We start from the raw sequence: 12,832 nt of genomic DNA, 5'->3' as shown, positions 1-12,832 counted from the left end.
GCCCTGGAGGCCCCGCGAAGTGCACTCCCGGGCGCCGCCCCGGTCGCGCCGGGCGCCGTCCTCAGGGGCGCGGGTCGTCCAGGAGGCGCAGCAGGTAGTCGCCGTAGCCGCTCTTGCCCAGGGGCCCGGCGGCGCGGCGCAGGCCGTCGTCGTCGAGCCAGCCCTGCCGCCAGGCGACCTCCTCGATGCAGCCGATCTTGAGGCCCTGCCGCTCCTCGACCACCGAGACGAACTCCGTGGCCTGACGCAGCGAGGCGAACGTCCCCGTGTCCAGCCAGGCGGTGCCGCGGTCGAGGACGGTGACGGTCAGCCGGCCCTGCCGCAGGTAGTGCTCGTTGACCGCGGTGATCTCGAGCTCGCCGCGGGCGCTGGGCCGGATGCCGCGGGCCACCTCGACCACCGACGACTCGTAGAAGTACAGCCCGGGCACGGCGTAGGAGCTCTTGGGCCTCGCCGGCTTCTCCTCGATGGAGAGCACCGTGCCGCTGCCGTCGAACTCCACGACGCCGTAGTCCTGCGGGTTGGCCACGTGGTAGGCGAACACGTGCCCGCCGTCGGGGGCGGGCAGCCGTCCCAGCGCCGTCCCGAGACCCGCGCCGTAGAAGATGTTGTCGCCCAGGACCAGCGCCACGGCCTCGTCACCGACGAAACCGGCGCCGATGAGGAAGGCCTGCGCCAGGCCCTCGGGCTTCTCCTGCACGGCGTACTCGATCCGCATCCCGAGCCGGCTGCCGTCGCCGAGCAGCGCCCGGAACGCGGCCTGGTCGCCCGGGGTGGTGATCACCAGCACCTCGCGGACGCCGGCCATCATCAGCGTGGAGAGCGGGTAGTACACCATCGGCTTGTCGTAGACCGGCATGAGCTGCTTGCTCACCGCCTGGGTGATGGGGAACAGGCGGCTCCCCGTGCCTCCGGCCAGGATGATCCCCCGCATGAGCGGCGACGCTAGCGACTGCGCGCCGGTCAGGCCCGGGGGGAGCCCAGCCACAACCTCCCGACGAGTGAGGACCCGCCCGGCGTGCCGACCGGCTCCCACCGGGTGGCCCAGCCCTCGGCGTGCAGCTGGACGAGCACGGCCCCGATGTGCGCGCCGAGGTTCAGCGCGGCGGTGACCGTGGCGCGCTCGGGGAGGTGGACGTCGACCACGCCGTCGCCCTCGCCGCCGTGCCGCAGCACCACCGGGAACTCCGGCAACGCGGCGCTGGCCACCCGGAACGCCTCGGCGACCGCCTCGCGGTCCCCGGGCCGCGGCACCAGGTCGCGGACCGGCTGCCGGCTGGCGACCAGGTCGCGGCTGCCGTAGGGGAACAGGTCGCCGGGGCCCAGCCGCACCAGCGGCCGGGTGCCCGTGTCCTCGGCGGGCACCTCGAACCGGAGCCCCCGCACGACGGCGACCGGCACACCGTCGAGCTTGCCCTTGACCAGGTCCGCGGCCGCGGCGACCTCGTCGACGACGGCCGTCTGCGTCGTCTCCAGCCGGTTGCCGTGCGCGTCGACCGCGCCGCGGTGGTCGGTGAGCGCCGCGATCCCCGCCGAGCCGACGGCGACGTCGGTCAGCCCCTCCCGCCAGGTGCGGCCGAAGGTGTCGCTGACGACCACCGCCACCTCGACGCCGAGCAGCGCGCGCAGCCGGTCGCGCAGCCCGCGGGCGGAGGCGTCGGCGTCGGCGGGGAGCAGGACGAGCGAGTCGCCGGGCACGTTCGAGGCGTCGACGCCGGCGGCGGCGACCACCCAGCCGTGCCGCGTCTCGACGATCTTCAGCGGCCCGCGCCGGGCGACGACGCGGACGCTCTCCTCGTCGATCGCCCGCTGCCGCACCGCCTCGCGGTCGGCGCCCGGCGGCACCGGGACCACCCGGCCCTCCACCTTGGACACCACCTTGGAGGTCACGACGAGGACGTCGCCGTCGGCCAGCCACGGCGCGGCGCCGGCGACCGCCCCCGCCAGGTCGTCCCCGGCGGTGAACTCCGGCAGCCCCCGGACGGGCAGGACCCGCAGACCCCCGGCCGGTTCAGCCATCGACCGAGACGCCCGCGGCGTCCAGCGCGGCCCGGGCCATCGCGGCCGTGGCCTCGGGGGAGCTCATGAGCAGCGGCACCGCGCGCACGTCGACGCCGGGCACCTCGGCGCGGTCGCCGGTGTGCACCAGCCAGGCGTCGAGCAGGCCGCCGTCGGACCGCGCGCCGTAGTGCCGCCCGACGCCCTCGGCGCTGACCTCGACGCCGAGCACCGGCAGGCAGCGGTCGGCCATGCCGCGGACGACGTCGCCGCCGACGACGGGGGAGATCCCGACGACCCGGCCCGGGGTGGCGCGCAGCGCGTCGCGCAGGCCGGGGACGCCCAGGATCGTGCCGATCGACACCACCGGGTTCGACGGCGCCAGCACGACGGCGTCGGCGCGGGCCAGCGCCTCGACGACGCCCGGTGCCGGGCGGGCCTGCTCGGCGCCGACCTGGACGAAGGCGTGCGGCTCGAGCCCGGCGCGGTGGCGCACCCACCACTCCTGGAAGTGGATCGCGCTGCGCCGCCCGCTGCCGGGGTCGTCGACGACGACGTGCGTCTCGACCCGCTGGTCGCTCATCGGCAGCACGGTGACCCCCGGCTGCCAGCGGTCGGCGAGCGCGGCGGTGACGTCCGAGAGCGGGTAGCCGGCGTCGAGCATGCGGGTGCGGACGAGGTGGGTGGCCAGGTCGCGGTCGCCCAGGCCGAACCAGGTGGGCTCGGCGCCGTAGGCGGCCAGCTCCTCCTTGACCGTCCAGGACTCGCCGGCCCGGCCCCAGCCGCGCTCGGGGTCGATGCCCCCGCCGAGGGTGTAGACGACGGTGTCGAGGTCCGGGCAGATCCGCAGCCCGTGCATCGTCACGTCGTCGCCGGTGTTGACCACCGCGGTGACCGACGAGGGCGGTGCCACCTCCCGCAGACCGGTCAGGAACCGGGCCCCGCCGACGCCACCGGCGAGCACGACGATCTCCACGAAAGTCATCGTGCCCCATGGGCACTTGTCCACTGTTCGACGGGCGTGTCGGCTGCGTGGACGAGAAGTGACGAACGGCGTGTGACGGGTGTGGCCCGTGTGGTCAACCGCTTACACCGGGCGAAGTTGACGCTCGGGCAACGACACGCGTGTAATTCCCGCGGTGTGCGGCGCGGAGCAACCGCGTCCGGGACGAGAGCGAGAGGGGACGCATCGTCATGGCAGAGGTCTCGTGGCTGAGTGACTACGTCGGCGGGTCGGAGCGGGGCTCCCGCAACAGCGGGCCGGCCGACCAGGGCCTGATGGGGCTGCTCGGCATGGGCCTGGCCGACGACGTCGCGTCCTGGCAGGAGCGCGCGCTGTGCGCCGAGACCGACCCGGAGGCGTTCTTCCCCGAGAAGGGCGGTTCCACGCGCGAGGCGAAGAAGATCTGCACCGGCTGCGAGGTCAAGGCCGAGTGCCTGGAGTACGCGCTCGCCAACGACGAGCGGTTCGGCATCTGGGGCGGGCTCTCCGAGCGGGAGCGCCGCCGCCTGCGCCGCCGCGCCATCTGACCCCCGGCGTCCGGGGACGGACGGGACCGCCCAGCACACCGGCGTGCGACGTCCCCCGACCCCTCCCACAGCCCCCGACCACAGCCCCCGACGGCAGTGCCGCCGGGGGCTGCGTCGTCCCGGCGGCGTCCCGGCGGCGTCTCGGCGGCGTCCCGGCGGCCGGACGGCGGTGTGGTCGGATGACCCGGTGACCGGAGCGGACAGGGACACCCGGACGGCGCTGGGCCGGGCCCGCGTGGTCCGCGAGGTCCGGGCCGCCGTCCCGCTCGCCCGGGACCTCGCCGCGCCGCTGACCGCCGCGGCGCCCTGGCTGACCACCGTGCTGTCGGTGCAGTCGGCGCACCCGCGACCGCGGCTGGTGCCCGCCGCGGTCGTCGTCGAGCCGCGCTGGTCGGGCCGGCCCGACGCGCTGGCCCTGCTCGCCCTGGCCACCGCCGGCCCGGTGGTCACCGCGACCCTGCTCGGCGACGGCCTCCCGGTCCCCGGCGGCCGGCCGCCGGCGCGGCTGCTGGCCCGTGACGACGACGCCGCCGAGCGCCTGGCAGCGGGCGTGCTCGGCCTGCTCACCGGGCTGCGCCGGCCCTGGCGGCTGCGGCTGGCCGGGCTGCCGCTGGGCGACCCGACCGTGCGGGCACTGGCCCGGCTGCGCCCCGACGCCCGGGTCGCCACCTCCCGCAGCACGCTGCTCGTCGACGGCCTGGACGACGTCGCACCCGGCCGGGTCGTCCGCAGCCGGGACCCCCGCGACCTCGACCGCGCGCTGCCGGCCCTGCTCGCGACCGCGCCCGACGCGCGGGCCCGCGACCTCGTCCGCGCGGCCGCCCGGCTGCACGCCGCCCTCGGCCGGGTCGAGGTCGCCACGGTCACCGACGGCGGGCGGCTGAGCGCCGGGCTGCTCACGCTGGTCGACGGCGCGGACCGGCTGCCGTGGTGGGGCCGCTCCGGGATCGGCGGGCTGGGCACCGTCCGGGGCGCGCCGCTGGTCGGCGTCGCGGTGTCCGGCCGGGGCCGGGTGCTGCGGCCGGTGCTGGACCGCGCGGCCCGGCTGGTCCCCGCGCTGCCGGTCAGCCGGCGACGCGGATCCGGCTGAGCGACGGGTCGGGCAGCGCCTCGGCCCGCTCGGTGCCGAGGAACAGCGTCCCGTCCGCCGGGGCCTCGCCGCCGTCGAGCCCACCGGCCGGGGCCACGGTGACGCTCAGGTCGTAGACCCGGCCGGTGTACGCCGGCGGCGTCGCGGTGGGCCGGGTGTAGGTGGGGAAGCGGCCGGCGAGCCGCAGCGCGTCGCCGTCGCGGGTGACGGTCAGCGCCGGGGTGGGCAGGTCGGCGTACTCGGTGGGGACCGGCGTGCACCCGGCCGCCTCCGGGTCCGCGGGCGCGGTGGTGCCCAGGCAGTTCCAGGCGGGCAGCAGCACGTGCGCCAGTGCCGTCCCGTCGGTCCCGACGCTCACGCTCACCGACGGGTAGCCCACGGTGACGCCGACCGCGCGCCGCTCGAGCACCAGCCCGCCCAGGGCCAGCCGGGCGGCGACGCCGGCGTCACCGAGGGGCACCGACCGCGCGGCGAGCAGCCCCGCTCCGCGCTCGCCGGGCAGCGGGTCGGCGGGGACGGGGGGCAGCTCGGGCCGCGCGGGAGTGGGGGAGGCGGGCGGCGTGGACGGCCCGGGGACGGCCGGTCGCGGCGCGCCAGCGGCCACCGGCTCCCCGCGGTCGCTGCCCAGCGCGACGCCCGCGAGGACGGCGACCAGCGCGAGGCCCGCGGCGGCCAGCGCGGCCACTGTGCGGGCGGACGGGTCGGGTCCCGGCGGTGCCGCCGGCGCGGGGGCCGCGGCCGGTCGCGTCTCCGGGACCGGGGTGCCCGGCGGCGCCTCGAGGAACGCGGGCAGGTCGTCGACGGCCCAGTGGGGACCGGGCGGCCGCTCCGGCGGCGGGGGCCGCTCCTCCTGCCGCGGCCGGGCCGGCGCCCTCCGCCGGCTCAGCGCCAGCCCCGCGACGACCGCCACCAGCGCCACCAGGGCCACGCCGAGCACGACCCAGGGGGCGACCGGCGCGGGGGAGTCCATCCCCCCGAGCATCCCAGGGGCCGCCCGGGGGGATCCCGTGCGGCACACCGGGCCGCCTGACACGATCCCGGCGTGGCCGAGAACCCGGGAGCGACGGCGTCGGGGACGGTGTCCGCAGCCCGCGACCGCGTGGTCTCGCTGCTCGCCGAGCTGGGGGTGTCCGACCCGGTCCTCGCCGTCACCGACCTGTCCGCGCGGGTCGGCGTCGTGCAGGGCGTGCTCGCCGACCGGGTGCTCGACCTCGCCGTCACCGAGAGCGGCCGGGGCCGGCTGCAGGCCGAGCTGCGCGGCCGGCGGTGGGCCGAGGAGCGGCAGGTCGGCGTCCCCGAGGTGGTCGCCGCGGCCGACGACGGCCGGTGGCTGCTGTCCCGCCGCGTCCACCCCGGCCCCTCCGGCGGGCCGCGGTGGACCGCCGCCGCGGTCGAGGCGGCGGTGCGGATCGCGCCGCTGCCGGCGCCGGCCGGGCAGCCGTGGGAGCCGCCGGCCGGCGGGTCGCTGCGCCGCGCCCGCGCCACCGTCGAGGACGCCTCCCGGCTGGTGCGCGGCGGCGTGCGCCTGGGGGAGCTGCGGGCGGTCCGCGCGGCCGCCGCGCAGCTGCCGCTGTCCGAGGTGGCGCACGGCGACCTGCGCGCCGCCAACGTCGTCGTCGACTCCGGCGGGCCCGACGGGGAGGGCCGGCTGGTGGTCCTCGAGTGGTCCGGCGTCCGGCCCGCGCCCCGGCACCGCGACCTGCTGACGCTGTGGGCCACCACGCCCGACGCGCAGGACCGGGCGCAGATCGGGGAGGTGGTGCTCTCCCGCACCGCCGGCTGGGAGGAGCCCGACGTGGGGCTGCTGTGGCACGCCGTCGCCCTCGAGCAGCTGGTGGCGCGGCTGACCCGCGCCGACCGCGGCGACGGCCTGGACACCGCCTTCGCCCGCGCCCGCCTCACCGAGGCCCGCGCGATGGCCGCCGAGCTGGGCAGCCCGTTGTCGACCTGATGGAACGGCCCGCTCGCAGGGGCCCGCGGCGAGCCTGCGAGCGGGGGGGCGAGGGGGTCCTCCTCCTACCCCGTGGGGTCGATCTCCTCCGGGTCGCGGCCGAGCAGCACCGCCACCTGGTCCACGACGACGTCGCGCACGAGGTCGGCGAGGTCGTCGCGGTCGTGCGCCCGGATCTCCAGCGGCCGCCGGTAGACGACGATCCGCGCCGGCACCTCCCGCCCGTCCTCACGGTGCGCCGGCAGCACCCGCGCCAGCGGCACCGTGCCGTCGTCGAGGACGTCCGGGTCGAGCACCACCTCGTCGGGGCTGGTGTGGTCGACCCAGGGCACGTCCTCGACGGCGAACTCGACGCCGGCCAGCTCCCGCTCCCAGCGGCGCTCGAGGTCCTCGACCGCGTCGAGCACCAGGTCGTCGAACTGCTCGGCGCGGCTGCGGGCGAGGGGGACCTCGTCGGGGACGAGGCGGCCCCGCAGGCCCCGGCCGTGCCGGTCGCGGCGGGACCGGGCGGGCCGGGAGCGGTCGGGACGGACGGGTCGGCTCATGGCGGGGCGAGCGTACGGCGCACCACCGGGACGGGGCAGCGGGGCGTTGCCGTGCCCCCGGTGACGGGGCGCGCGGGGACGTCGGGTTGGATGGGAACGGAGGGGCGCCGGTCCGGTGTGCCTGTCGCCGACTCCCCGGGTACGCGGCTACTGTGCCCAGCGTGAGGAACCGGTGGTGAGGCAGTCACGTCGCTGCAGTCGCAGCGGCTGCGCGCAACCGGCGGCGGCGACACTGACCTACGTCTACGCCGAGTCGACCGCTGTCGTCGGCCCGTTGGCCACGTTCTCCGAGCCGCACAGCTACGACCTCTGCGAGTTCCACGCCGAGCGGCTGACCGTGCCGCGCGGCTGGGAGGTCGTCCGGCACGAGATCGACGTCGAGGACTCCGGCCCGACCGGGGACGACCTGCTCGCGCTGGCCGACGCCGTCCGCGAGGCGGCCCGCCCCGAGCCGCCGCGCGCCCCGGCCGACGACGGCCGCGGCACCCGCCGCGGCCACCTGCGCGTCCTCCCCGACCTGGACTGAGGGGCTCCGCCGCTCGCACCTCCGAGGGATCCGCACCGGCCTCCGGGAGCCCGGGCCGGTGCCCGCGGATAGGGTCGGCCGGACCGGGGGACGCGCCCGGCCAGTCCAGGCGAGGGTGTGCAGTGACGGACCTGTCGGCGATCATCAAGGCCTACGACGTCCGGGGCGTGGTCCCCGACCAGTGGGACGAGGACGTCGCGCGGCGCATCGGCGCCGCCTTCGCCGAGTTCGTCACCACCGAGAGCGGTGCCACCGCCGTCGTCACCGCGCACGACATGCGCCCGTCCTCGGTGCCGCTGTCCCGCGCGTTCGCCGAGGGCGTCCTGTCCCGCGGCGTCGACGTCCTCGAGGCGGGCCTGGGCTCCACCGACCTGCTCTACTTCGCCGCCGGCTCGCTGGACGTGCCCGGCGCGATGTTCACCGCCAGCCACAACCCGGCGCAGTACAACGGCATCAAGCTCTGCCGCGCCGGTGCCGCCCCGGTGGGGCAGGAGTCCGGGCTGGTCACGGTCCGCGAGTGGGCCGAGCGCGACTCCTACGACCGCGTGCCCGACCGCGTCGCCGAGATCGGCCGGCGGGACCTGCTGCCCGACTACGCCGCCCACCTGCGCGGACTGGTCGACCTGTCGCGGATCCGCCCGCTCAGGGTGGTCGTCGACGCCGGCAACGGCATGGGCGGGCACACCGTCCCCGTCGTCCTGGCGGGCCTGCCGCTCGACGTCGTCCCGCTGTACTTCGAGCTCGACGGCACCTTCCCCAACCACGAGGCCAACCCGCTGGACCCGGCCAACCTGGTCGACCTGCAGGAGGCGGTCCGCCGCGAGGGCGCCGACATCGGCCTGGCCTTCGACGGCGACGCCGACCGGGTGTTCGTCGTCGACGAGCGCGGCGAGCCGGTGAGCCCCTCGGCGATCACCGCGCTGGTCGCCGTCCGGGAGCTGGCCAAGGGCCGCGGGACGACGGTGATCCACAACCTGATCACCTCGCGGGCGGTGCCCGAGATCGTCCGCGAGCACGGCGGCACCCCGGTGCGCACGCGGGTCGGGCACTCGTTCATCAAGGCCGAGATGGCCCGCACCGACGCGGTGTTCGGTGGCGAGCACTCCGCGCACTACTACTTCCGCGACTTCTGGCGCGCCGACACCGGGATGCTCGCCGCGATGCACGTGCTGGCCGCGCTCGGCGAGCAGAGCCGGCCGCTGTCGGAGCTGACGGCCGCCTACAGCCGCTACGCCGCCTCCGGGGAGATCAACTCCACCGTGGCCGACGCCGCGGAGCGGACGAAGGTGGTCCGGGAGGCGTTCGAGGCCGACGGCGCGACGGTCGACGAGCTCGACGGGCTGACCGTCGACCTGCCCGACGGCTCGTGGTTCAACCTGAGGGCCAGCAACACCGAGCCGCTGCTGCGGCTCAACGTCGAGGCGCCCGACCGGGCGCGGATGGAAGAGCTCAGGGACCGGGTGCTGGGGATGGTGCGCGCATGACTCAGGGGACGACGCAGGGGCCGCTCGGCCTGGACCCGCTGCTGCTGGAGGTCCTCGCCTGCCCGGACACCCACCACAGCCCGCTGACCGTCGACGAGGCGGCGAGCGAGCTGGTGTGCCCGACGTGCGACCGGGCCTTCCCCGTCCGGGACGGCATCCCGGTGCTGCTGCTCGACGAGGCGCGGGTGCGGGGCGGCGGGGGGACGACGGGCCGATGACCTCGCCCGAGCTGGCCGAGGAGGTCCTCGACGACCTCGACGTGCTGCGCGCCCGCGACCCGCGCGGCCTGCTGCCGGCCGTCGCCGGCGCCGGGGCGCAGGTGCGCGAGACCGCGCGGCTGACCGAGGAGGCCGGGCTGGGCCGGGTCACCGAGGGCGGCCGCCCGCGCGGGCTGGTGATCGTCGCCCGGCGCGAGGGGGCGGTGGCGGCGTCGGTGCTGCGGGCGCTGCTTGGCCCGTCCAGCCCGGTCACCGTCGACGTGGTCCCCGGCCCGGACCTGCCGGTGTGGACCGGCCCGACCGACATCGCCGTCGTCGCCACCCGGACCGGCGCCGGCCGCTACGCGGTGACCCCGGCCTACGAGGCGGCCCGGCGCGGGGTGACCCTGCTGGGCATCGGCGCCGACGACGCCCCGCTGCGGGCGGCCTGCTCGACCGCGCGGATGCCCTACGTGCCGCTGCCGCGCTCGCGGGTGCGGCACACCACCCTGTGGTCGCTGCTCACCCCGCTGCTGCGGCTGGCCACCGACCTCGGGCTGCTGCGGGCCGAGGCGGCCGACCCCGAGGCGATCGCCGCGGCCCTCGACGAGGTCGCCGCCGAGTGCGGCCCCGCGCGCGAGTCGTTCACCAACCCGGCCAAGACCCTCGCCCTCGAGCTGCTCGACGCGTTCCCGGTCATCGCCGCCGAGGGGCCGCTGGCCGGCACCGCGGCCGCCCGCTTCGCCGACCAGCTGGCCACCCTCGCCGGCCTCCCGACCAGCGGGTTCCGGCTGCCCGACCAGCGCGTCGCCGCCTGCGCGGTGCTCGGCGGGCCGCTGGCGCCGCGCGACGTCGACGACTTCTTCCGCGACCGCGCCGAGGACACCGGCCGCCGGCTGCGGCTGCTCACCATCCGCGACACCGACGCCGCCGACCACGACGGCGCCGGCGAGCGGGAGCCCCGCTCGGCGCACGAGGCGATGAGCGAGGTGCTGCGCACCGCCGCGGCCAACAACGTGCCGGTGAGCGGGCTGGCCGAGCACGGCGAGCCCGAGCGCCACGGCCGGCTGCCCCGCCTGGCGCGGCAGATGGCGGTGGCCGACTTCACCGCCGTCTACCTCGCGCTGGCCCTGGACCAGGAGCGGGCGCTGCGGCGCTGAGCCCGGACCGGCCGGTGTCCGGGCGGCCGGTCCGGGGTACCGGACCGCGATCGACCGTGAGCGCACCCGACTGCTGACCGACTGGAAGGACCTCCCGTGGCCGGTGGACTCGTAGCCCTGTTCGACGACGTGGCACTCCTGGCCCGCGCCGCGGCCGCCTCCATCGACGACGTCGGGGCCGCCGCCGCCAAGGCCGGCGTCAAGGCCGCCGGTGTCGTCGTCGACGACACCGCGGTGACGCCGCAGTACGTGCAGGGCATCGCCGCCGAGCGCGAGATCCCGATCGTCAGGCGCATCGCGACGGGGTCGCTGCGCAACAAGCTGCTGATCATCCTGCCCGCGATCCTGCTGCTCAGCGAGTTCCTGCCGTGGCTGCTCACGCCGATCCTCATGCTCGGCGGCGCCTTCCTCTGCTACGAGGGCACCGAGAAGGTCTGGCACCGGCTGCGCGGCCACTCCGCCGCGCACGGTGACGCCGAGGGACAGCCGCCGGACGAGAACACCCTCGTGCGCGGCGCCGTCCGCACCGACCTCATCCTGTCGGCCGAGATCATGGTCATCTCGCTGAACGAGGTGGCGAGCGAGGGCTTCTGGTCGCGGCTGGCCATCCTCGCCGTCGTCGGCGTGGCGATCACCGTCCTGGTCTACGGCGTCGTCGCGCTCATCGTGAAGATGGACGACGCCGGCCTGCGGCTGTCGCGGTCGGACAGGAAGGGCGTGGCCGGGTTCGGCCGCGGGCTGGTCAAGGGCATGCCGAAGCTGCTCACCGGGCTCACCGTCGTGGGGACCGCCGCGATGCTGTGGGTCGGCGGGCACATCCTGCTGGTGGGCAGCGACGAGCTCGGGCTGCACGCCGTCTACGGCGCGGTGCACCACCTGGAGGAGGCGGCACACGAGGCCACCGGTGCCCTGGGCGGCGTCGTGGGGTGGCTGGTCAACACGTTCGCCAGCGCTCTGGTCGGGCTCGTCGTCGGCGCGGTGGTCGTCGCCGTCGTGACCCTGCTGTTCCACCGGAGGAAGGAGCGGGCCGCGCACGGGGCCGCCGCCCACTGAGCCCGGGCACCACTCCAGGGGAGGACAAGGGGGCGGAGGACCGGACACGCGGGCCACCCGGCACTAACCTGCCCGGTGATGTGGCAGATGACCAGCGCGGTCCGGCACTACCCCTGGGGTAGCCGCACCGTCATCCCCGAACTGCTGGGCGAGACCGTCCCGGCCGAGCAGCCCTACGCGGAGCTCTGGATGGGTGGGCACCCCGACCTGCCCAGCACGCTGTCGGACGGCACGCCGCTGGACAAGGCGATCGAGGAGCGGCCCGACGCCCTGCTCGGGCCCGCGGTGCACGAGCGCTTCGGCCCGCGGCTGCCGTTCCTCATGAAGGTGCTGGCCGCCGACAGCCCGCTGTCGCTGCAGGCCCACCCGACGATGGCGCAGGCGCGGGCCGGCTTCGCCGCGGAGGAGGCGGCCGGGGTCCCGAAGGACGACCCGACCCGCACCTTCAAGGACCCGTGGCACAAGCCGGAGCTGCTGCTCGCGCTGACCACCTTCGAGGCGCTGTGCGGCTTCCGGCCGGTCGAGGAGTCGCTGCACTGCCTGGCCAAGCTGCAGCTGCCCGAGCTCAAGCCGACCATCGCGGCGCTGGCCCGCGGCGGGCTGCAGGCGGCCATCCCGCAGCTGCTCGCGCTGTCGGGCAAGCGGCGCACGCACCTGGTGGAGGTCGTCGCGCTCAGGGCGGCCGCGTTCGTCGCCGCGCACGACCCGGAGTTCATCAACACCTACCGCTGGGCCACGACCCTGGCCGAGAAGTACCCGGGCGACCCCGGCGTGGTGATCTCGCTGATGTGCAACCACCTCAAGCTCGCCCCCGGTGAGGCGGTCTTCCTGCCGGCGGGCAACCTGCACGCCTACCTGTCCGGGGCCGGCGTCGAGGTCATGGCCAGCTCGGACAACGTGCTGCGCGGGGGGCTGACGAACAAGCACGTCGACCTCGCGGCGCTCATCGAGGTGCTCGACTTCTCCGACGGCAAGATCCCGGTGCTGCACCCGGTGCTCGGCCCCGGCGGGCTGCGCTACCCGGTGCCGGTCGACGACTTCGACCTCACCCGCTGCCAGCTCGACGAGCTGGCCGGGTCCCTGACCACCCGCGGCCCGCAGGTCCTCCTGTGCACCGAGGGGGAGGCGGTCCTGGAGTCCACGGACGGCGAGGTCCGGCTGACCAGGGGCCGGTCGGCGTTCGTGCCGGCCGGCGCCCCGGTCACCGCCCGCGGCCCCGCGGTCCTCTACCGGGCGACCACGAACCTGCGCTGACGAACCTGCGCTGACGAACCCGCGCTGACGCGGCGCGTGTCGCG

The 12,832-nt window shown here is 76.7% G+C and carries 14 protein-coding genes; 9 read left to right on the top strand and 5 right to left on the bottom strand.

The genetic code is table 11. From position 1 onward, the window contains the following. Positions 1-61: 61 nt before the first annotated feature. From rfbA to cofD, 3 genes are read right to left on the bottom strand one after another with little or no spacing between them, the layout of a single operon-like run. Positions 62-934: a glucose-1-phosphate thymidylyltransferase RfbA gene (gene rfbA / locus ACI79Z_RS16845; RefSeq protein ID WP_387991469.1), complete on the bottom strand. Its 873-nt coding sequence runs from the start codon at positions 932-934 to the stop codon at positions 62-64. A gap of 29 nt (positions 935-963) precedes the next feature. Further along, positions 964-2,019 (bottom strand): coenzyme F420-0:L-glutamate ligase, encoded by a 1,056-nt coding sequence (locus ACI79Z_RS16840; protein WP_456903297.1) that lies wholly within the window; start codon positions 2,017-2,019, stop codon positions 964-966. Then, complete coding sequence (gene cofD, locus ACI79Z_RS16835; protein ID WP_387991474.1) at positions 2,012-2,974, bottom strand: 2-phospho-L-lactate transferase; 963 nt, start codon at positions 2,972-2,974, stop codon at positions 2,012-2,014. The genes ACI79Z_RS16840 and cofD overlap by 8 nt, the downstream gene beginning before the upstream one ends. 302 nt (positions 2,975-3,276) lie before the next feature. Between cofD and ACI79Z_RS16830 the strand changes: the two genes are divergently transcribed. After that, the gene (locus ACI79Z_RS16830; protein ID WP_387991615.1) at positions 3,277-3,528 is read left to right on the top strand and encodes a WhiB family transcriptional regulator; all 252 of its coding nucleotides are present in this window, start codon (positions 3,277-3,279) and stop codon (positions 3,526-3,528) included. 187 nt (positions 3,529-3,715) lie between these two features. Then, positions 3,716-4,618 (top strand): hypothetical protein, encoded by a 903-nt coding sequence (locus ACI79Z_RS16825; RefSeq protein ID WP_456903296.1) that lies wholly within the window; start codon positions 3,716-3,718, stop codon positions 4,616-4,618. On the opposite strand, the gene ACI79Z_RS16820 is transcribed toward ACI79Z_RS16825, so the two are convergent. After that, positions 4,593-5,588, bottom strand: coding sequence for a hypothetical protein (locus tag ACI79Z_RS16820; protein ID WP_456903295.1), 996 nt, complete (start codon positions 5,586-5,588; stop codon positions 4,593-4,595). The genes ACI79Z_RS16825 and ACI79Z_RS16820 overlap by 26 nt on opposite strands. 72 nt (positions 5,589-5,660) lie before the next feature. On the opposite strand from ACI79Z_RS16820, the gene ACI79Z_RS16815 reads away from it, so the two are divergent. Beyond that, on the top strand, positions 5,661-6,569 hold the full coding sequence (locus ACI79Z_RS16815; protein WP_456903294.1) for an aminoglycoside phosphotransferase family protein: 909 nt from the start codon (positions 5,661-5,663) through the stop codon (positions 6,567-6,569). Between the two features lie 65 nt (positions 6,570-6,634). Here the strand turns inward: ACI79Z_RS16815 and ACI79Z_RS16810 are convergent, their stop codons facing one another. Beyond that, on the bottom strand, positions 6,635-7,114 hold the full coding sequence (locus ACI79Z_RS16810) for a metallopeptidase family protein (RefSeq protein ID WP_387991485.1): 480 nt from the start codon (positions 7,112-7,114) through the stop codon (positions 6,635-6,637). A 115-nt stretch (positions 7,115-7,229) separates the two neighbouring features. On the opposite strand from ACI79Z_RS16810, the gene ACI79Z_RS16805 reads away from it, so the two are divergent. The 6 genes from ACI79Z_RS16805 (at position 7,230) to manA (ending at position 12,788) form a co-directional block, all read left to right on the top strand. Further along, positions 7,230-7,640 (top strand): DUF3499 domain-containing protein, encoded by a 411-nt coding sequence (locus ACI79Z_RS16805; RefSeq protein WP_456903293.1) that lies wholly within the window; start codon positions 7,230-7,232, stop codon positions 7,638-7,640. A 122-nt stretch (positions 7,641-7,762) separates the two neighbouring features. Continuing rightward, positions 7,763-9,124: a phosphomannomutase/phosphoglucomutase gene (locus tag ACI79Z_RS16800; RefSeq protein ID WP_387991489.1), complete on the top strand. Its 1,362-nt coding sequence runs from the start codon at positions 7,763-7,765 to the stop codon at positions 9,122-9,124. After that, a complete protein-coding gene (locus tag ACI79Z_RS16795; RefSeq protein WP_387991491.1) occupies positions 9,121-9,342 on the top strand; it encodes a Trm112 family protein in 222 nt (73 codons plus the stop codon). The genes ACI79Z_RS16800 and ACI79Z_RS16795 overlap by 4 nt, the downstream gene beginning before the upstream one ends. Next, the gene (locus tag ACI79Z_RS16790; protein WP_387991494.1) at positions 9,339-10,481 is read left to right on the top strand and encodes an SIS domain-containing protein; all 1,143 of its coding nucleotides are present in this window, start codon (positions 9,339-9,341) and stop codon (positions 10,479-10,481) included. Before ACI79Z_RS16795 ends, ACI79Z_RS16790 begins: the two co-directional genes overlap by 4 nt. A gap of 96 nt (positions 10,482-10,577) precedes the next feature. Next, positions 10,578-11,534 carry a DUF808 domain-containing protein gene (locus ACI79Z_RS16785; protein ID WP_456903292.1) on the top strand — a complete coding sequence of 319 codons (957 nt, stop codon included), beginning with the start codon at positions 10,578-10,580 and terminating at the stop codon, positions 11,532-11,534. 87 nt (positions 11,535-11,621) lie between these two features. Continuing rightward, positions 11,622-12,788, top strand: a complete 1,167-nt coding sequence (gene manA, locus ACI79Z_RS16780; RefSeq protein WP_456903291.1) for a mannose-6-phosphate isomerase, class I — start codon at positions 11,622-11,624, stop codon at positions 12,786-12,788. Positions 12,789-12,832 lie beyond the last annotated feature (44 nt).

This window comes from Geodermatophilus sp. SYSU D00663 (assembly GCF_054050655.1).
This window is presented reverse-complemented; position numbering and strand designations above follow the sequence as displayed.